The sequence below is a fragment of the Hydrogenoanaerobacterium saccharovorans genome, assembly GCF_016901815.1.
Classification (GTDB): Bacteria; Bacillota; Clostridia; order Oscillospirales; family Ruminococcaceae; genus Avimicrobium; species Avimicrobium caecorum.
This window is the reverse complement of record NZ_JACSNR010000003.1, coordinates 1-20,065: the sequence shown is the minus strand read 5'-3', so window position 1 is coordinate 20,065 and position 20,065 is coordinate 1. Positions and strand designations below refer to the sequence as shown.

Annotated in this window: 16 protein-coding genes and 1 tRNA gene; 8 read left to right on the top strand and 9 right to left on the bottom strand. The window is 54.3% G+C overall.

What is annotated here, in order from left to right; translation table 11 throughout:
* Window positions 1–60 precede the first annotated feature (60 nt).
* On the bottom strand, window positions 61–1,209 hold the full coding sequence (locus H9X81_RS03730; protein WP_204719926.1) for a hypothetical protein: 1,149 nt from the start codon (window positions 1,207–1,209) through the stop codon (window positions 61–63).
* Between the two features lie 827 nt (window positions 1,210–2,036).
* Between H9X81_RS03730 and H9X81_RS03725 the strand changes: the two genes are divergently transcribed.
* Window positions 2,037–2,249, top strand: a complete 213-nt coding sequence (locus H9X81_RS03725; RefSeq protein ID WP_204719924.1) for a helix-turn-helix domain-containing protein — start codon at window positions 2,037–2,039, stop codon at window positions 2,247–2,249.
* A gap of 4 nt (window positions 2,250–2,253) precedes the next feature.
* On the opposite strand, the gene fic is transcribed toward H9X81_RS03725, so the two are convergent.
* A complete protein-coding gene (fic, locus tag H9X81_RS03720; protein WP_204719922.1) occupies window positions 2,254–2,859 on the bottom strand; it encodes a protein adenylyltransferase Fic in 606 nt (201 codons plus the stop codon).
* Between the two features lie 269 nt (window positions 2,860–3,128).
* Window positions 3,129–3,219 (bottom strand) — tRNA-Ser (locus H9X81_RS03715).
* Between the two features lie 343 nt (window positions 3,220–3,562).
* On the opposite strand from H9X81_RS03715, the gene H9X81_RS03710 reads away from it, so the two are divergent.
* On the top strand, window positions 3,563–4,225 hold the full coding sequence (locus tag H9X81_RS03710) for a CPBP family glutamic-type intramembrane protease (protein ID WP_204719920.1): 663 nt from the start codon (window positions 3,563–3,565) through the stop codon (window positions 4,223–4,225).
* A 296-nt stretch (window positions 4,226–4,521) separates the two neighbouring features.
* Window positions 4,522–7,155: an ATP-dependent chaperone ClpB gene (clpB, locus tag H9X81_RS03705; RefSeq protein ID WP_204719918.1), complete on the top strand. Its 2,634-nt coding sequence runs from the start codon at window positions 4,522–4,524 to the stop codon at window positions 7,153–7,155.
* A 391-nt stretch (window positions 7,156–7,546) separates the two neighbouring features.
* Here the strand turns inward: clpB and H9X81_RS03700 are convergent, their stop codons facing one another.
* Window positions 7,547–7,717 (bottom strand): DUF362 domain-containing protein, encoded by a 171-nt coding sequence (locus tag H9X81_RS03700; protein WP_177503117.1) that lies wholly within the window; start codon window positions 7,715–7,717, stop codon window positions 7,547–7,549.
* Between the two features lie 436 nt (window positions 7,718–8,153).
* Between H9X81_RS03700 and H9X81_RS03695 the strand changes: the two genes are divergently transcribed.
* Complete coding sequence (locus H9X81_RS03695; protein WP_204719916.1) at window positions 8,154–9,587, top strand: AbgT family transporter; 1,434 nt, start codon at window positions 8,154–8,156, stop codon at window positions 9,585–9,587.
* A gap of 250 nt (window positions 9,588–9,837) precedes the next feature.
* Here the strand turns inward: H9X81_RS03695 and H9X81_RS03690 are convergent, their stop codons facing one another.
* From H9X81_RS03690 to H9X81_RS03670, 5 genes are all read right to left on the bottom strand, one after another.
* The gene (locus H9X81_RS03690; RefSeq protein WP_204719914.1) at window positions 9,838–10,683 is read right to left on the bottom strand and encodes a PSP1 domain-containing protein; all 846 of its coding nucleotides are present in this window, start codon (window positions 10,681–10,683) and stop codon (window positions 9,838–9,840) included.
* 83 nt (window positions 10,684–10,766) lie between these two features.
* Window positions 10,767–11,699 (bottom strand): ATP-binding protein, encoded by a 933-nt coding sequence (locus H9X81_RS03685; RefSeq protein WP_243424009.1) that lies wholly within the window; start codon window positions 11,697–11,699, stop codon window positions 10,767–10,769.
* Between the two features lie 21 nt (window positions 11,700–11,720).
* Window positions 11,721–12,044, bottom strand: a complete 324-nt coding sequence (locus H9X81_RS03680; protein WP_177503124.1) for a cyclic-di-AMP receptor — start codon at window positions 12,042–12,044, stop codon at window positions 11,721–11,723.
* 111 nt (window positions 12,045–12,155) lie between these two features.
* On the bottom strand, window positions 12,156–13,508 hold the full coding sequence (locus H9X81_RS03675) for an aminotransferase class I/II-fold pyridoxal phosphate-dependent enzyme (RefSeq protein WP_204719910.1): 1,353 nt from the start codon (window positions 13,506–13,508) through the stop codon (window positions 12,156–12,158).
* 765 nt (window positions 13,509–14,273) lie between these two features.
* A complete protein-coding gene (locus H9X81_RS03670) occupies window positions 14,274–14,954 on the bottom strand; it encodes a YczE/YyaS/YitT family protein (RefSeq protein WP_204719908.1) in 681 nt (226 codons plus the stop codon).
* Between the two features lie 256 nt (window positions 14,955–15,210).
* Here H9X81_RS03670 and H9X81_RS03665 point away from each other — a divergent pair, with 256 nt between their 5' ends.
* The 4 genes from H9X81_RS03665 to H9X81_RS03650 all read left to right on the top strand — a co-directional run bounded on the left by H9X81_RS03665 (window position 15,211) and on the right by H9X81_RS03650 (window position 19,700).
* Window positions 15,211–15,861 (top strand): hypothetical protein, encoded by a 651-nt coding sequence (locus tag H9X81_RS03665; protein ID WP_191393128.1) that lies wholly within the window; start codon window positions 15,211–15,213, stop codon window positions 15,859–15,861.
* A gap of 355 nt (window positions 15,862–16,216) precedes the next feature.
* Complete coding sequence (locus H9X81_RS03660; protein ID WP_191393129.1) at window positions 16,217–17,407, top strand: MalY/PatB family protein; 1,191 nt, start codon at window positions 16,217–16,219, stop codon at window positions 17,405–17,407.
* A 469-nt stretch (window positions 17,408–17,876) separates the two neighbouring features.
* Complete coding sequence (locus H9X81_RS03655; protein ID WP_177502478.1) at window positions 17,877–18,809, top strand: radical SAM protein; 933 nt, start codon at window positions 17,877–17,879, stop codon at window positions 18,807–18,809.
* Window positions 18,810–18,824: 15 nt separating this feature from the next.
* Window positions 18,825–19,700 (top strand): pyridoxamine kinase, encoded by an 876-nt coding sequence (locus H9X81_RS03650; RefSeq protein ID WP_177502477.1) that lies wholly within the window; start codon window positions 18,825–18,827, stop codon window positions 19,698–19,700.
* The last annotated feature ends 365 nt before the right edge of the window (window positions 19,701–20,065 follow it).

Below are 20,065 nucleotides of genomic sequence, written 5' to 3'. Positions count from 1 at the left end.
CGGACCAGCAAGTTAGCAACATGGTGCCAAAATCGCGGGAATTTCCCATGCTGGCTAACACTAGCTTTCAAAATTATGATTATTATTAAATAACAAATCAACGCTGATTTCACTATTGTTCAAATAGTAAAGAAGTCTCTTGTTAACAAATTCTTTAAAGTAGTTAATACATATATCACGATCCCTGGAAGAATTTTCGTATATCAAATTCTCATCAAGACTAATGAAATGTTGAAGGTCAGCGCCATTATCAAGATAAAATAGGCCTCCCCTATATGGAACCACACTTATCCAAAAATAAATAGGATCATCGAGAATCCTATCAATGTAAAATGATAAAAATTTCTGAATATTAGGGTTGTAAGAAATTTTTTCCCACTCGTCTACATAGAAAGTAATTCCAGTAAGATGTAAAATTTTGAGAATGGAAATTAGTTCTTCATGAATGCTACTCATACTTAAATATTGTAGATAGGTATTATTTTGAGTTAGTCGTTCTCCAATCTCTTTAGCAACTCTGTAGTTACATTCACTTCCAAAATCAGTATCTGAAAACCCTATATTTGTTTTTATGGTAGCAATTAGCTCATCAAGACCATGAAATTCAGTCGTTTCATCCATTGTTCCTGTGGATAAACTCCTAAATTGAGAATCACCGATTTTCGCAATCTCTCTAAATTCAATAAGTTTTTTTATTGCTTTTTCGATACTGGTTTTTGTTTTTTTCAAATCCCCATTAAATACGGAAAGAAACTTTAGACATACATTTTTACTTTTAAATTGTTCAACTAAGGAAAGAAGCTGCTTTGAAAGCTCATTATATAAAAATACACTAAAGGCCCGATTAAAAAGTTCTTGATTAAAATTTTCGGGTAAGCTAAAACGCTTGACATTTAGATAAACGCAAAAGACGCGGTGATTATTTCCTGTAAAACAATTTTTGTTTATATTATGTCGTGCAAGTAACATTAGATGTGTTTTCCCTGTTCCGCGTAACCCCGAAATGACACCACTAGAGGAAAGAGAATATGTTGACAAATTAGATAATTGATTTTTTACGTCTACATGCGTAGCAATAAGTTCATCAATTTTTTTGTTATCTACGTCCAAGCTCAACTCATAATCAGCGCGTAAATCTGTGAATGCCAAGTCCATCTGATGTACAAAATTTTGATCTTCAATATAATCTTTTAATAAGTGTTTTCCCATTTTAATCCTCCATAATAAGTGAGAAGAAAAACATGTAAAATATGTAAATTTATTATATCATTTAAAAATAGAACGGCGCAAACAATTTTAGCTCAATTTCCATAAATATAATACTCATGAATATTTGCGCTTTACATAGGGTACTACCAAACGAGACTAAAGCATATTTCCAATTATGAGCCTGTCTTAGTTGCCATGATAAACAAATCCTTTTTCTTCTTAAAGCTAAAATAAGCTGGAAGCAGGAGATTAATGATAATGTGCGGTGTTATCAAATACAACAATTCTTTTATTTGTGGGAGGTTTATACTTCGAATGAAAGGACGAAAGGCCACTATTGTTAGCGCACAAATGGGAAACAGTACATCTTTTCTAACGCAATTGCCTTTGATTATACTTAAAAAGCCTGCCATATTGACTTTGCACAGTTCTGTGAAGGATTGAGTATTGATGTAATTGCTGTATTAAAGGGGCTTGTACCCAAAGGAAAGCAACATAAGTATTTTTTATGAAGCAGATTTCTGAGGAATACTCAATATAGTAAATATTGGTGTACATAAGTGAGATTTAACCACCAGCTATAAGAGTACCGCTCAAATGAATTCTCAGTGCAAGCGAACATGTATCCTAAAAGGGAGGAAGAATATTTTTTACATATAGGAGAGTTTGTTAGTTAGACTTGGTATACACACTGGGTGGCTCACTAGTGGAATCGACAGGCGTGATGGACTCCCTGTTGGGGAACAAACTGACGAAGAACCCGGTAGAGCACTTAAAAGGCCGAAGGCAATGACTTCGGCCTTTTTTATTTGGAAAGGGGAGACTGAATGAGACAGAACCATACTCCCGGGCGGGAGGTATTGGCGGGCTGGCCGGAGGTTCTGCGCACCGGGGACGTCCAGGAGATCCTGGGAGTGGGGCGCAAGGAGGTCTACCGGCTGATTGCCAATGGAGCGCTTCCGGCTGTCCGGGCAGGCCGGGGCTACCGGATTCTTAAAGCCGCCCTGGTGGAGTGGCTGGCGGGTGGAAAAGCGTCCTGAGATTTTACAGCTCCTCAGCCCGGAAAGCGGTGTATCCCTCGTATTCATAGCTGTGGTCGATGCCCTTGAGGAATACTTCCCGGCTGTCCACCGCATCGGTGAGGGCATTTTTCAGCAGAAGCTTCAGCTCCGTATCCCGGACCGGACTACGCTCCATGGCCAGAAGATAGTCCTCCCGGTTCACCAGGCTCCAGTCCACTACCCGGCCCAGCTCCTCTTTCAGCATCAGATCCAGCCAGATACGCATACTGCGTCCGTTCCCTTCCCGGAACGGGTGGGCAATGTTCATCTCCACATATTTTTCCACGATCTGTTCAAAGGTGGACTGGGGCATCTGCTCAATGCTGTGGAGTGCCGATTCCAGATAGAGCACCGGAGCAAACCGGAAGTTTCCCTTGGCCAGGTTGACGGTGCGGATTTTTCCGGCAAAGTCGTAGATTTCCTCAAAGAGAATCCGGTGGATCTCCTGGAGCGCCGGAACAGTCCCGGGCGTAAGCTGATCCAGCCGGCCGCTTTCATAGAGCTGCACCGCTTTCTTCTTGCTGATGCGCTCCTCTTCCCGGGCCAGGTCTGCAGAGCTGGTCAGTCCCAGTTTGTTTTCCAGTGCCATGGTTTTTCCTCGCTTTCCGGGCGGTCGGCCCTGTATCTGTGATATTGTTCCCAAATTTATGGATCTTTAATTATAAGGGAAGGGGGAATCCGGCAGCCCCGTACCCACTCGCAAAAGGTTGGTAGCGCAGCGGAGACGTTGGGAGCGCGCTTGCAAGCGAGCAGCCGCAGCAAGCGTGACCTTTTGCGAAAGAGGAGGAATGACGGAGTGTATGAGAAAAGCCCGGTCAAAGACCGGGCTTTTTGAATGGAGCGCAGTCCATTCCGACGTGGCGGAGACGGTGGGATTCGAACCCACGTGCCTATCTCTAGACAAAACGATTTCGAGTCGTTCTCGTTACGACCACTTCGATACGTCTCCATCTATAAATTCACCGCAGATGCGGGAATTGTCTGTCATTAGTACTCCATTAGTACTTGGGAAATCCGGTGAACCGGGACACTTCCAAAATCGCCGGATTCATGCGGGTTTGCGGGATATCGGAGCGGCGGGGTGAAACACCATTTCGAGTCGTTCTCGTTACGACCACTTCGATACGTCTCCAAGTTTTGCTTACTCATTATATCAGAATCCCCGGGAAAGGTCAAGGCATCTGTCCCGTTTTTGGGGAGAAAATCCCTGTCTGGGCCTCCTTGCTGTCTTGCCGGACAGCCGGGACTGGCGCTATAATGGAACCAGATAACCGCAGAAAGGGGAGAATAGCATGAAACAGGCCCGGAGTATTCTGGCGATCCTGCTGTTCGGATGCGCAGTCATGGCAGTGGTGGACGGGGTGATCCAGCCCGGCTACGCCATCAAAAGTCTGGTGAAGCTCACCCTCTTCCTGGGACTGCCCCTCTGGTGGAGCCGTCAGGCCAAAGTATCCCTGCGCCCGCTGTTCGCCCGTCCCCGGCAGGGGCTCGGATGGGCTGCCGGAACTGGCGCCGGTGTATTCGCTGTCATTCTCGGCGGCTTCTTCCTCACCCGGGGCATCTTCGATTTCTCCGGCCTCACCGCCGCCCTCACTGCCGGCACCGGAGTGCGCCGGGAAAATTTCCTCTGGGTCGCCCTCTACATCTCCTTTGTGAACTCTCTACTGGAAGAGTTCTTCTTCCGGGGGTTCGGCTTTTTGCTGCTGCGCCGGTATCTGCCCCGCAGGCCAGCTCTGGGGCTGAGCTGTCTGGCCTTCGCCCTCTACCATGTGGCGATGACCCTCGGTTGGTACGGTCTGCCGGTTCAGCTCCTCACTCTGGCTGGGCTGGCCCTGGGCGGGTGGATCTTCTGCCGCCTGGACGAGCATTCCGGCAGTCTCTGGCTCTCCTGGGTGGTACACCTCGGCGCCAACCTCGCCACCAATGCCATCGGCTTCCTGCTCTTTGCCGCTTAGGCGGCCCCCTCTTATTATAATAAGGTATCTGTCATGCCGGGGAGGAAGGGTCCTCCCCGGTTTTCTTTGTCCATGCAGGGGAATCGCACCGGGCAAGGCTGTCTGTCCGGGACGGCAGGTGTTCCCGACAGTCGGTCACAAAAAATTTACATTTAGCGCCAGAATCGTTCACAGATCTCGTTTACACTATAATTAGCACTCGAGATAGTAGAGTGCTAAAACAACTGAAATTCCATCCGGTTCCCCCGCAGGTCAGCCTGCTCCGGAACCGTCATTCCAAAAAGGAGGAGTGCCGTGTGAATGCACAGAAATTTACACAGAAATCGCTGGAGGCGATCACGGCTGCCCAGAGTCTGGCGACCGAGTACTCCAATATGCAGATCGAACAGCTTCACCTGCTGAGCGCCCTCACCCGGGAGGACGAGGGTCTCATCAGCCAGCTGCTGAAGAAAATGGGTGTGGATCTCACTGCCTTCCGCAGCGACCTCACCGCTGAAATTGCCGCTATGCCGGCTGTCACCGGGCCCGGTCGGGAGCCGGACAAGATCTATGTCGCCCCCGATGTGGATAAGATCCTCACCGCCGCTGAGCGCCTCGCCGAACAGATGAAGGACGACTATATCTCGGTGGAGCATATCATGCTCTCGCTGCTTCAGTCCCCGAATCCCGCCGCGAAAAAGCTCTTTGACCGGTACAAGATCACCAAGGACAGCTTCCTGTCTGCCCTGATGAGTGTCCGGGGCAACACCCGGGTCACCTCCGATACCCCCGAGGACACCTATGATGTCCTGGGGAAGTACGGTACCGATCTGGTGGAACAGGCCCGGGCTCAGAAGCTCGATCCGGTGATCGGTCGGGACAGTGAGATCCGGAATGTCATTATGATCCTCTCCCGGAAAACCAAGAACAACCCGGTCCTCATCGGTGAACCCGGTGTCGGCAAAACGGCTGTGGTAGAAGGTCTGGCTCAGCGGATTGTCAAGGGCGATGTCCCCGAAAACCTCAAGAACCGCACCATCTTCTCACTGGATATGGGTGCGCTGGTGGCTGGCGCCAAGTTCCGGGGCGAATTTGAGGAACGACTCAAGGCAGTGCTCCAGGAAGTCAAGAAGAGTGAAGGCAAGATCATTCTCTTCATCGATGAGCTGCACACCATTGTGGGCGCCGGCAAGACCGAGGGCTCCATGGACGCAGGCAACCTCCTCAAGCCCATGCTGGCCCGTGGTGAACTGCACTGCATCGGCGCCACCACCCTCAACGAGTACCGTCAGTACATCGAAAAGGACGCCGCTCTGGAACGCCGGTTCCAGCCGGTCATGGTGGATGAACCCACTGTGGAGGACACCATCTCCATTCTGCGTGGTCTGAAGGAACGCTATGAAGTGTTCCATGGCGTCAAGATCCAGGATCAGGCGCTCATTACCGCGGCAGTGCTGTCCCATCGGTATATCTCCGACCGGTTCCTGCCCGATAAGGCCATCGACCTGGTGGATGAAGCCTGTGCCATGATCCGTACCGAGCTGGATTCCATGCCGTCCGAGATGGACGAACTCAACCGCCGGATCATGCAGCTGGAGATCGAAGAAGCCGCCCTGCAGAAGGAAACTGACAAGCTCTCCATGGAACACCTTGCCGACCTGCGCCGGGAACTGGCAGAGCTCCGGGAACAGTTCGGCGGCATGAAGGCCAAGTGGGAAAATGAAAAGAATGCCATTACCAAGGTGCGTTCGCTCCGGGAAGAGATCGAAAAGGTCAATGCCGAAATCGAAACAGCCCAGATGAAATACGACCTCAACAAGGCGGCGGAACTCAAGTATGGCCGTCTGCCCCAGCTCCAGAAGGAACTGGAAGAGGAGGAGAAACTCGCTGAAAAGACCGAACGGGAATCGAACCTCCTGCATGACCGTGTCACCGATGAGGAGATCGCCCGGATCGTGGCCCGCTGGACCGGTATCCCGGTAACCAAGCTCATGGAAGGCGAACGGGAGAAACTGCTGCACATGGACGAGATCCTGCACAAGCGGGTAGTGGGTCAGGACGAGGCCGTTACCAAGGTGTCCGAGGCCATTCTCCGCAGCCGTGCCGGTATCCAGGACCCGGATCGTCCCATTGGGTCCTTCCTGTTCCTGGGTCCCACCGGTGTGGGCAAGACAGAACTTGCCAAGGCACTGGCAGAAGCCCTGTTTGATGATGAACGCAATCTGGTGCGCATCGATATGACCGAGTATATGGAGAAATTCTCGGTCAGCCGTCTGATCGGAGCGCCTCCCGGATATGTAGGCTATGAGGAGGGCGGTCAGCTCACCGAAGCAGTCCGCCGCAAGCCCTATTCGGTTGTGCTCTTTGATGAGATCGAAAAGGCACACCCCGATGTATTCAATATCCTGCTCCAGGTACTGGATGACGGTCGGATCACCGACTCCCAGGGCCGGACAGTGGACTTCAAGAATACCATCATTATCCTCACCTCCAACCTGGGCTCGCCCTATATCCTGGACGGCATCGACGAGAATGGCAACATCACTGAATCCGCCCGGGCTGAAGTGGAAAAGCTGCTGCGGCAGCAGTTCCGTCCCGAGTTCCTCAACCGGCTGGATGAGATCGTATTCTACAAGCCCCTGCAGAAGGAGGAGACCAAGAAGATCGTTGATCTGCTGGCTGCCGACCTGCAGAAGCGTCTGGCGGATCGTCAGCTGGGTCTGCGGCTCACCGATGCCGCCAAGGACTTCATCGTGGACGGCGGTTATGACCCTGTCTATGGTGCCCGTCCCCTCAAGCGGTTCCTGCAGCACAGCATCGAAACCGTGCTGGCCCGCAAGATCATCGCCGAGGACCCTGAACCCGGTACTGTCTATGTGGCGGATGTGAAGGACGGCGAACTGACCATAGCCCCTGCGAAGAGCAGTTCCCCGGAGACTCCCGGACACTAAGGGAGATAGCGGGAAGAATTAGCCCGAAATCATGAAAAAAGCCTCAGCTGGCATTGCGTCCGGCTGGGGCTTTTTTAGTGAATAGAGAATAGTGAAAAGTGAAGAGGTTTGGTGTGCCGCATTGCGGCACGGATTTTAGAAAGGGGTGGCGTGGGAGGAGGCGAGGCTGTGAGAGGGAGAGGTGGTTTGGCATGATTGCCCGGCGGTCTTCCGGGATTGCAGGTGTGCGAGGGTGTGCGGCCCCGGCACACTGTCGGGCCCGGCTGCGTGTACTGAAGGGAAGCACTCCCGCAAGCCATGAGCGCGAACTGCTCCCCGCTAGGGGTGCAAAAAAGCACGGCGGAAAACCTGCCGTGCTTTTCTGTTTTTTTCGGTTTGAGCCAAACGCAGCTTATTCAGCAACGGGAGCGCCTACCGGGCAAACGCCGGCGCAGGCACCGCACTCGATGCAGGTGTCAGCGTTGATCTCGTACTTGCCGTTGCCCTCAGAGATAGCGGATACGGGGCACTCAGCCTCGCAAGCGCCGCAGCTGATGCAAGCGTCAGTAATCTTGTATGCCATGGGAAATACACCTCCTTTTGATGCAACTTCATTGTATCAATATGCCGCATAAAATGCAAGGGCGAAATTTCGCCTTCCAGGTAAAATTTATCTAAATATTTGAACCCGGGCTCAATCTCTCCTGCAGAAATATGGACCGGCTTTTGCTTCCCTTTGCGGAATTTTCTGGATTTTACGGTGTTTTTGGATAGGTTGTATAGGAAGAATTGCAGTGATTTGTCGTATGTCGCCTAAAAAAGAATGAAAAAACTATGAATAATGTGTATTGATTTTTCCTTAAACAAAGTGCATAATTAAACTTGTATCCGAGCAGCCTTTCGCACTGTGTCAGGCTGTCGTGCATGTCCGGCTCAGATGGATTCCCGGGGCGCAGCTGCCCCGTGTGGAGAGGGTTTCCTCCTGTGCGGACTCCCCCAATATAAAGGAGTGATAACTAATGGCTGCTGCAACCAAAGAGCCGAAAAAGGTGAAAAAGGGCTTTAAGATGCCTCACCTGTTCTGGATCATGATCTGCCTGCTGTTCGTGAGCAGTTTGCTGACCTATGTGATCCCCGCCGGTCAGTTCATGACCGACCCCGAAACCGGTAAGATCCTCGGTGACCAGTTCCAGTATCTGGGCGCCCAGACCCCGGTTAGTCCCCTGCAGGTACTCCTGCTGCTGATTGATGGTCTTGTAAACTCGTCGCTGATCGGTTGGACCGTTATGGTTTCCGGTGCTACCGTTGCTATCGTTATGGGCACCGGCGCATTCGATGAGTTCATGAACTGGGCTATTTACAAGCTCAAGGATAAGGACGACTCCATTCTCATTGGCGTTATGTTCTGCCTGATGGTTTACCTGGGCGCATTCGGTGGTTCCGATGCCCTCATCGCCATCGTTCCCATCGGCGTTATGTTCGCTAAGAAGCTCAAGCTCGACCCCATCTGCGCTATGGGCGTTTCGACTTATGCTACCCTCATCGGTTTCGGTACCGGCCCCACCAAGCAGGCTACTACCCAGATGCTGATGGGCGTACAGATCTACGGCACCTTCTTTACCATGTTCATCTCCATGAACATCTTCATGCTGGCTGGTCTGTTCTTCCTGCTGCGCTATGTCAAGAAGATCCGCAAGGACCCCACTCTCTCCCCCATGTGGAGCGAAGGCTGGCGTCCCGATGAGGCTGGCGATGTTGCCGCTGAAGAAGCTGCTATGCTCAAGGAAGTAAAGCTCTCCGGCCGCACTATCCTGATCCTCATCATCTACCTGATGCAGTATGTTGTAATGGTTGGTTACCCGATGGTCACCGGCGATACCTCCCTGACCTTCAAGCTGATGGTTGCTATGGGTCTGATTACCTCTATCTCCTGCGGCTTTATCGGCGGCTTCTCCTTCGATAAGATCGGTAATGAGTTCGGTAAGGGCCTGGCCAGCATGGCATTCGTTGCCTTCGTAATCGGCCTTGCAAACTGCATGAGCCTGATCCTCACCCAGGGCAATATCCTGCACACCATCGTTCACTTCCTCACCGCTCCTCTGATGGACCTGCCTCGCTCGGTAGCAAGCGTTGGTATGACTGCTGTTATCTCGGTCGTCAACCTGCTGATTCCCTCGGCTTCGTCCAAGGCAGCGATTCTGGTACCCATTCTGCAGCCCGTTTCCGAGGCTCTGGGCCTCATGCCCGAACTGGCTGTACAGGCCTTCCAGTACGGCGACGGCTTCTCCAACATGATTTCCCCCATGCTGGGCTGGACTGTTGGTTCCTGCGTCACTGCCGGCCTGCCCTTCCCGAAGTGGGCTAAGTGGGCTCTGCCCAAGATGCTCTGCTTCCTCCTGATTGGCTTCGTGATCATGTTCTGCCTGACCGAATTCGGCTGGCAGCCCTTCTGATCCGGATTTGAATCACAACTGAAAAGCAGCGGATGTCTTAGACATCCGCTGCTTTTTTGTGCGTCCGGGGATTGGCTGGCACAAAAGTTGGGCACGGACAGGAAAGCAGAACCAGGCGATAGGAGTGCGAAGGTGCGCCCGGTAGTCCGGCGGGGAACAGGGGCAGGGGAACAGCCCGGCGGTCCGGAAAACAGGGCAAAAGAAAAACCGGAGGGCAGAGTGCCTTCCGGTTGGGGATTCGTATGGGGGATTATTCCTCGGCGGGTTCCTCATTGCGGGGACGCTTGCCCCGGAGCACCCGGACCTCGGATTTATTGTAGTAATTCTCGGTGGTGCTGTCCCCGGAGGAGAGCCGCACCTTCAGCGCGCCGGTGAGCAGGCTCACTTCCACAACAGTGCCTTCGCCGTCCGGTGTGGATACGGTAAAGCCCACCTTGGGAGTGCGGCGGATCAGATCCTCATAGGCCTCCTGCTCATACTTCAGGCAGCACATGAGCCGTCCGCAGGCGCCCGAGATCTTGCCCGGATTGAGGGAAAGCCCCTGCTCCTTTGCCATCTTGATGGACACTGGCTGGAAATCGCCCAGGAAGGTGGAGCAACAGAACGGGCGTCCGCAGATGCCCAGGCCGCCCAGCATCTTGGCCTCGTCCCGGACACCGATCTGACGCAGTTCGATCCGGGTACGGAATACCGACGCCAGATCCTTGACCAGCTCCCGGAAATCCACCCGTCCATCGGCAGTGAAATAGAACAGGATCTTGCTGCCGTCAAAGGTGTATTCCACATTCACCAGCTTCATTTCCAGACCATGCTTGAGAATCTTTTCCCGGCAGATCTCCGCCGCCGACTGTTCCTTGCGGTGGTTCTCCTCCAGACGGGCGAGATCCTCCGGTGTGGCTGCCCGGATCACGGTCTTGAGCGGCTTGACGACGCTGTCATCCGGAACTTCCCGGCTCTTCATCGCCACTTCGCCGCATTCAATACCCCGGGAAGTTTCCACAATCACCCGGCTGCCCAGGAGATAATCCTCCCCGGCCGGGTCGAAATAATATACCTTGCCTACGGTTTTGAACCGCACGCCTACAACTGTTGCCATAATTCCTCCTTTTCGGATTGGTTCGATCTAAAAATCTGTGAGGGACTGTGCCCTCGGATTGATTCGGGTTCCCTGCCCTGGCATCACGCCTGGGACAGACGCAGGGCCAGCAGGGTGGAGAGCAGAAGGGTATTGCCATTCTGCTGCACACGGGGGAGCAGATCATCCAGGGCTTCCAGCATCCGGGTGATCCGCCGGGTGGAAAACCGGCTCTCGCCGCCCGATGCCGCCCGGGTGAGCTCCGCTGTGAGCAGCTGCCGCAGCTGAGTGCAGACCTCCAGGAGATCCTCCCGCTTGCGGCTCACCGGTTCCACTGCCGTGAGCAGGTCATATTCACTGCCATTGCAGAGCAGTTCCAGCATCCGCTGGGCCAGCTGGGCATGCCTCTGCAGGCTTTCGTCCGCCAGCAGCGCCAACGCCTGACCAATGGTATCCGCTGTTTCTGCCGCCCATTCCAGTTTTTCCCCGGGCTGGTCCGGACACCGCTCCCGCAGCACCGGCAGAATTTCCGCCGGGGTGAGAGGCTCCAGCCGGATGGTCTGCACCCGGGACAGAATGGTGGGCAGCAGCATGGCGCGGTTTTCCGCTGTGAGAATAAAGACTGTGTGTTCCGGCGGCTCCTCCAGAATCTTGAGCAGGGCATTCTGCGCCTGGTCGGTCATATTCTCGGCGCCGCACAGCACACATACCCGGCAGGGGGCTTCGCCGGGAAGCAGCCAGGCATTCTGCCGCAGCTGCCGGATGGTATCAATATGAAAACTGCGCCGGCTGCCATCTCCGCCATAATACTCCACATCCGGATGGTTCTGCTCCAGGACCTTCCGGCACTGACTGCAGCTTCCGCAGGGTTTGTGTTCCCCACGGCAGAACAATGCCGCCGCAATCTCCCGGGCAAAGGTGCGCCGTCCGCTGCCTTCGGGTCCCTCAAGCAGCAGAGCATGCGGAAAACGCCCGCCGTTCACAAAGGCGGCGAGCGTTTCCTGAGCTCTTTTGTTATAACAGAATCGGGGCTGCAAAATCAAATCCCTCGGCTCGGCTTACAGCTTCTCAAAGCGTTCTACATCCAGTACAAAGATGGTTGCGCCGCCAACGGTTACTTCCACCGGGAACGAGGTGTACATACCAACGCCGTAGGAAGCGGTCGAGGGCACCATCTGGGTGCGCTTCTTGCTGAATTCGCCGATAATGGAAATGGCCTTGTCTACCTTTTCGTCCTGAGTACCGCAGATCAGCGTGGTGTTGCCGCTCATCAGGAAACCACCGGTGGTTGCCAGCTTGGTGATGGAGAAACCATTCTTGGTCAGTTCGGACTGAACCTTATTGGCGTCATCATTGGAAACGATTGCAATAATAAGTTTCATAACATCTGCCTCCCTTTATATACTGTTCAGCCGGGAAATCGCCTTCGGCTCCAGCTGTCAGCCGGACAGGACTGCCTTCCCCAAAAGGGAAAAACTGCCCTTCCTCTGCCTTTATTCTAACACATTCACCTGTAAAATACCATACTTATTTAGATCCGCCAGGATATTTTTATCCAGCCGTTCACCGGGCATCACCAGCGGGATTCCGGGCGGACACCGGCTGATGACCTCCGCCGCGGTCTGTCCCTCGGCCTGGGAAAGCGGCACGGTCCGCCGGGGCGAGAGAATCGCCTCCCGGGGCGCGCACACCGTTTCAGGCAGATGGAATCCCGTTTCCACTGTCAGCGGCTCCTTGTGGGGCAGGGTGCGGATCAGGGTTTCCAGACGGCGGAAATCCTCCTCCCGGTTCCGGGCGGAACAGAGAAACACACAGGCGTGGTCCGCCAGATATTCCGGCTCCACACCGGCGGCGGTACAGGCGGCGTCAAATTCCGCCCGGGTACAGCCCAGCGGCGAATAGACCAGCGTGAGCCGGGTGGGCAGCGTTTCCCCCTCGGGGAGCAGAAAGCCCTGTCCGGCTGCCAGCTGGCGCAGCTTTTCCACCTGCCGGACGGTGTAGGCGACCTCCTGCCGGAAACTGCCGTCATACAGGGCCGGGAGCAGGGTGTCCATCGAGAGCATCACCAGATAGCTCGGGCTGGTGGAGCCGAACAGATGCATAGCGTCCTTGGCGTTCCGGACAAACCCATGCTGCCGGGTCAGGGGCGTATCGCCCACATGGAGCATGGCTCCGCCGGTGAGCACCGGAAGGGTCTTGTGCAGGCTGTCACAGCAGAGATCCGCCCCCAGATGCATGGGGTGACGGTTCTCCGGTGTGAACTGCAGCTCGGCGCCGTGGGCGTTGTCCACCAGCAGCGGTACCCCGTACCGGTGACAGACCTCCGCCAGTCCGGCGATGTCGGTGAGCTTGCCGAAGTAGTCGGGCGAGGTGACATACACCGCCGCCGCATCGGGATTCCGGCGCAGAGCTTCCTCTGCCTGGGCCGGTGTGATGGGGGCGGGGAGCAGGTCGGCGCCGGTTCCGGGGCAGAGCCATACCGGCTCGAGTCCCAGCAGCGCCATGGCCGATACCGCCGACCCATGGGCGTTGCGTCCGATGAGGATCTTCTGTCCCAGCGGCTGCACCAGCCGGAGCATGGCCTGGATGCAGAGGGTGCTGCCTCCAGCGCTGAGAAAACTGCCGGCTGTGCCGTACAGCTCGGTGTAGAGCCGTTCGGTTTCGGCGATGGGACCCTCGGCTTCAAAAAGACTGTCGGCGCCCCGGACTTCGGTGAAGTCCCAGGGGGTCACTGCCGAGAGGAAGCCCAGGGGCGCTCCTTTATGCCCCGGCGTATGGAACCGGGAAAAATTCTGCCGGCGCAGCCCTTCGATGGCGTCGAACAGGGGAGTGAGGGTAGTGTGCATGGTTATATGCCCGCCTTTCGGGTGAAATTCTGTGCCTATCATACAACAAGCGGCGGCAGTTGGCAAGCCGCCTGCGGCGGGCGGTTCTCTGACGTTCTGCTGGGATTGCGGGCGTGCGGGGGTATGCCACCCCGGCATGATTCCGGGCCCGGCTGCGGGGGCAGAGACAAGTCAGCTCCCCGCAGGGGCGGGAGAAGTGAAGAGAGAATAGAGAAGAGAGAAAAGGGAAGGTGTGCCGCACTGCGGCACGGATTGGAAATGGTGGTCGGAAGATGCATCTGAATCCATGCAGCGAAGCGGCATACCGAAGCTATTCATTCTTCACTCTTCACTATTCACTTGATCTGCCAGGCCCGGCTGCGGGGGCGGAAGTAAGGCAGCTCCCGCAGGGGCGGGAGAGGAGAATAGAGAATAGAGAAGAGAGAATAGGGAAGGTGTGCCGCACCGCGGCACGGATTGGAAATGGCGGCTGGAAGACGCATCTGAATCCATGCTGCGAAGCGGCATACCGAAACTATTCATTCTTCACTCTTCACTGTTCACTTGATTTGCCAGGCCTGGCTGCGTGCGCAGAAGTAGGGTATTTTCGCAAGCCATGAGTGCAAGCCGCTCCCCGCAGAGGGGAACTATGCGAGGGCGGTGAACCCCCAAAATTCAATGCAGGCTGCCGGGGGTCGCCAGAGGCTAAAAAACCGTCCCGGACGTGGTGCCGGGGCGGCTTTTGATTCTATGGTATGCAGGGGACGGGGAAAATATGCCGGGAAGTTATTCTGCCGGTTCGGCAGCCACAGCGGCAGTCTTGCCCGAGAGCCGGCGGACAGTGTCCAGAACCGACTCATGACGGATGGTGCGCACATTGAAGTGGAAGAGGTTAAAGACGATCTGGATCGCCGGGCCGATGCCGAACATGCCGATGACAGTACCGATTCCCACCGGGCCGCCCAGGAAGAAACCGATAATCAGCACAACCGTTTCGATGGTGCCGCGGATCAGGCCCACCGGAACCTTGGTCAGACGCTTGGAGAAGGCAGTCATCATCGAGTCACGGGGTCCGCAGCCCATGCCCGCTCCTATATAAAGGAAGGAACCCATCGCCAGCACAAACAGGCTCAGTACCATCATGCCGCAGCCTGTAATGGCATTGGGCGCTGCCGGTACCCAGTTCAGCCACTTGAGGAAGTCCACCATATAGCCCACCGACAGGGTGTTGCACAGGGTGCCGAATCCGATGGGTTCACCCAGCACAATGGAGGTGGTGAGGATACACAGTCCCACCAGGATATTGACGGTTCCATAGCTGATGCCGGTGATGTTCTGAATCCCCATGTGGAATACGTCCCATGGGGTCACACCCACGCCGCCCTGGATCGCCAGCAGAATACTTACTGCACAGAGGAACAGTCCTGCATAGAGCCGCAGGAATCGTTTTACATAGGAAAGGACCATGGCTTTTTTAACCTCCTGTCTGTCTGCCTGGACGGGCAAAACCACTGAACTGATGCGATAATACAAAAATTTTACCATTCCATAAAACAGTTGGCAAGACTTTCGGAGAAATTGACGAAATTTCCTGTGAATAATATGTGAATCCGGAAAACTATTTGTGAAAACCGTTGTACACCCGGGCATAATGTTGTATGATATCAGTTGGATTCCCGCCGTTTTCTTCCAGGCCGGAACCCGGAAAGGACAGGACTCTTCTATGAAATGGCTCGATACACTGGAACGCAAATTTGACCGCTTTTCCATCGGCAACCTCATGCAGTATATCTGCCTGACAATGGCTGCCCTCTATATCTTCGCGGCAATCCAGCCGAATGTCCCCATTTTCTCCCTGATCGCCCTCTCGCCCTACCGCATTATGCAGGGGCAGATCTGGCGGCTTGTCACCTTTATCTTTATGCCGCCTTCCTCCGGGCTCTTTGCCTTTGTCGCCATCTACTTCTATTACTGGCTCGGACAGAACCTGGAATATTACTGGGGGACGACCCGCTTCAATCTCTATTACCTCTTCGGTATGATCGGCGCCATCATTGCCGCCTTCATCACCAATTCCACCGGCACCAGCGACTATCTCAATCTCTCGCTGCTGCTGGCCTGTGCCGCCCTCTTCCCGGACACCGAAGTGCTTTTCATGTTCTTAATCCCCATGAAGATGAAATGGCTGGGCATTATTGACGCTGTCCTGCTGGGCTGGCTCTTTATCATCGGCAACACCGCCAGCCGTGTTTCGCTGATTTTCTCCCTCATCAACTTCCTGATCTTCTTCGGCCCCAAGCTCTTTGATCGCATCCGCTACAAGATGCGCTATGAAAAGTTCCGCCGCCAGATGCGTCAGCCCCCGAAATTCTGATCCTGATCCCGCTTTTTGGAGCCGGTTTCCCTTGGGAACCGGCTTTTTCCATGTTTGTTAGGATATATAATTTTACAGGTTCATGGACGATTTCACCAAAAATCGACAGCTTTCTTCAACAGTCCGCACAACTTTATCACATTAAAATTTCATAAAAATTTAACCTGAACAGCCATTCTTTTGTATTGTGTAAACAGAATTTTGCCCCTGGAGGACGTCAATGCGTATTATACCCAAAAAGTTTTGACCGTTTCTATGCAATACATAGATTTCCATGCAGAAGGGTTTTCAATTTCCAAAGTTTATGATATAGTGAAACCAAAGCGAAAGCTATGAGAAAGGTATGGTGTTAAAAATGATTTACGATGCTAAGTTCTTTGATGAAGTTTTCGAAAGACGCGGCCATGACGCTACCAAGTGGGATTATCCCCTGTTCGTAAAGGACAACAAGGATATCGTTCCCATGTGGGTTGCCGATATGGACTTCCGTACTCCTGACTGCATCGTTGACGCGATGGCCAAGAGACTGGAACATCATGCATTCGGTTACTTCAAGATTCCTCAGGCTTACTTCGATGGTATCGCTAAGTGGCAGAAGGAAAGATATGGCGTTGACGGCGTAACCGCTGATCAGGTTGACTATCAGAACGGTGTTCTGGGCGGCGTTTCCTCCTTCGTTGAGGCTTACTCTCTGCCCGGCGACTGGATCCTGCTCAACGATACCTGCTACACTGGTTTCCAGAGCACTATCGCTAACCGCGGTCGTAACATCGTTTACTCTCCTGTTAAGGAAACAGCTGATGGCTGGGCCCTGGACATCGAGGATATGGAAAAGAAGATCATCGAGAAGAAGCCTCCCATTATGATCTTCTGCAACCCCCACAACCCCACTGGCCATGTATGGTCCAAGGAAGAAATGATCGCAGTTGTTGAGCTGTGCGATAAGTACGGCATGCTGATCTGCTCCGATGAGATCTGGGCTGACTTCCAGACCGGCGGTCACAAGCATGTTCCGCTGCACACCTGCTGCCCGAGAGCTAAGGAGATCGTATTCTCCATGTACGCTCCTTCCAAGACCTTCAACCTGGCTGGTCTGCAGGGCTCCTACTCTGTATGCTGGAACCCCGCAATGAAGGCTCGCGTTGCTAAGGCTGCTGTTGCTTCTCACTACAACGCTGCCAACGTTCTGTCTGTTCATGCTGCTATCGGCGCTTACAACGGCGACGAGGGTGCTCAGTATGTTGACGCTATGAACGCTTACATCCGTGAGAGCCAGATCTGGCTGAAGAAGGAACTCGAGACCAATATCCCTGGCCTGCGTATCCACCTGCCCGATGCTACCTACCTGCTGTGGGTTAACTTCGAGGACTACTGCAAGCAGAAGGGCTGCGAGTTCCAGGAAGTTCTGGACAAGGTTACCGCTAAGGGCGTTATCCCGAACGATGGCCGTACCTTCCACGGTGCTACCCACCTGCGCCTGAACCTGGCTTGCCCGAGATCTCAGGTTGAGGAGTGCGCTAAGAGAATGATCGAGGCTCTTGCCTAAGTCTTTCTGAACGCATCAATTTGATGAACTAAAAAACTCCCCGGTTTCGACCGGGGAGTTTTTTGCTGCGCAAAAAAGCGGCAGCGGTACTCTCGATGCCGTGCCTGGCGCCGGAAAAGACTAACCCGATCTCCGGATGGTCTGCCGCACACGGCTGAGGGATAGAGCTGTGCTGTGATGCCGGTGCTGGATTTGGATATGATTTTACAATCTGCACAGTTTTATCTCTATGAGTAGCGCTTTAATTGTGGAAATCTTACGGATTCCGGTACAGGTGTTGGAATCCACAGGAAAAGCTATCTGATATGCACAGGCAGAGTGGGATTTATACTGCTGTGACTGTGCAAAAAGACGGATTCGGGACAATGGAAGGGGGAAGCGGGACGGTTTGCCTGGGTGGTCTGCCGGGGGTTATACTGGAAACAGACGGGATTTCTCCCGAAAATCTGTGAGGCAAGGGGCGAATTGTATGAGCGGTTATAAGTATCTGTTCGGGCCGGTGCCGTCCCGGCGGCTGGGCGCATCTCTGGGGGTCAGCCCGATTCCCGAGCGTACCTGCAACTATTCCTGTGTCTATTGTCAGCTGGGGCGTACCCTGCGCATGACCAACACCCGGCAGGAGTTCTTCCCGCTGGAGGAGATTCTGGCGGAGTTCCGGGAATATCTCCGGGGCAGTATTCCCTTTGATGTGGTGACGGTGGTGGGCGAAGGCGAACCCACCCTGTACAGCCGTCTGGGCGAGCTCATCGCCGGGCTCAAGAAGGAAACCGACAAGCCGGTGGCGGTGATCACCAACGGCGCTCTGCTCTATGACGCCGAGATGCGTCGGGAACTGATGGAGGCGGATATTGTGCTGCCCTCCCTGGACGCTGTCACCGAGGAGCAGTACCGGAAGATCGACCGCCCCATGGGTTCCATCGGGTTTGCGGAGATGGCAGAGGGACTGCGTCAGTTCGCCAGGGAGTACCAGGGTCAGCTGTGGATCGAGATCATGCTGGTGGACGGCATGAACGATTCCCCCGAGGACATCGCTGCCTTCAAGGAGTTCCTGGGCACCATCGACTATGACCGGGTTTACCTCAACACTCCGGTGCGTCCGCCAGCCGAGGGCTTTGTGCATACCTCCGCCCCCGAGCGCATCGATCTGGCTGCTCGGGAACTGGGCGGCATCTCCATCGACCAGCTCACCTCCGGCAGTTTCTTCAGTGAGGTGGAGGACCCCTATGAGGCGATCCTGAGCATCGCCCGGCGTCACCCCATGAATCAGTTTGAGGTGGAGAGCTTCCTGGAGGCCCGGGAGATTCCCGCTGACCAGCGTCAGGCTCTCATGGAGCGGCTGGGACAGGACCCGGGAATCACCGTTGTACCGTACAAGGGCATCATCACCTACCGTGTGAACTGAGAGGAGGGGAGGGGTATGCGTCCTTTGATCCCTCGTGTGGCAGCCATTCACGACCTGTCCGGGTTCGGCCGGTCCTCCCTCTGCAATGTGCTGCCCATTCTCTCCACCATGGGCATTCAGGCCTGTCCGGTGCCCACAGCGGTGCTTTCCACCCACTCCGGCGGCTTTGACGGCTACACCTTCCGGGACCTCACCGAGGATATTCCCGGGTTTATCCGTCACTGGAAGGAGCTGGGCCTGGAATTTGACGGCATCTACTCCGGCTTTCTGGGGTCGCCCCGGCAGGTGGAACTGGTACGGGAACTGATCCACACCTTCCGCACCCCCAAGACCTGGGTGGTGATCGACCCGGTCATGGGCGACGGCGGTTCGCTGTACAGTTCCATTTCTAAAGATATGATCGGGGAGATGCGCCGGCTCATCGGCGAGGCGGATCTCATTGTCCCCAATCAGACTGAGGCGGCCTTCCTGTTGGGCGAAGACCCGGCGTCCCATGCGGATACGCCTGAGGACCTCAAACGGCGGCTCCGGGCACTGGCTGACCTGGGCCCCAAGACGGTGCTGCTCACCAGTGCCGAGGACCGCACCCGTCCCGGGGAGATCGGTGTGGCTGCCTATGAGAAGCAGAGCGGACGGTACTGGCGGGTATTCTCGCCCAAGCTCCAGGGGAGCTATCCCGGCACCGGCGACATCTTTGCCAGCGTGATGCTGGGAAGCCTGCTCCAGGGCAACAGCCTGCCCATTGCCATTGACCGGGCGGTACAGTTTATCTCCCAGTGCATCAAGGCCAGCGACAGCTACGAGTACCCGCGCCGGGAGGGTGTACTGCTGGAACGGGAACTGCCGCTGCTGCATACCACGGCGCTGATTGGCAGCTATGAAGAGTTCTGAATCGAAGAAGCGGAGGTCGTCAGACCTCCGCTTTTTGGTTCCGGCCCTATATATAATAGGAAAGAGGAAGGGGTTGGAAATAAAAATGAAAAAGTTTGGTGAAAAGGGTTGACAAATTGCAGGAAAAGATGTAAACTAAAGAAACCGTCGGGAACGACGGAAGCGCTCTGAAAAAGAGATTGAAAAAACTTGAAAAAGTGCTTGACAATCGAAACTGAGCGTGATATAATAAACAAGCTGTCCCGAGAGGGCGGCGAAGAACCTTGAAAATTGAACAGGAACTAACGAGTAAGTAGAACCCTTGAACAATACTTTGAGAGTAATTCAAAGGAACAGATAGACGAAGCGAAAGCCAAGTTTGTTTG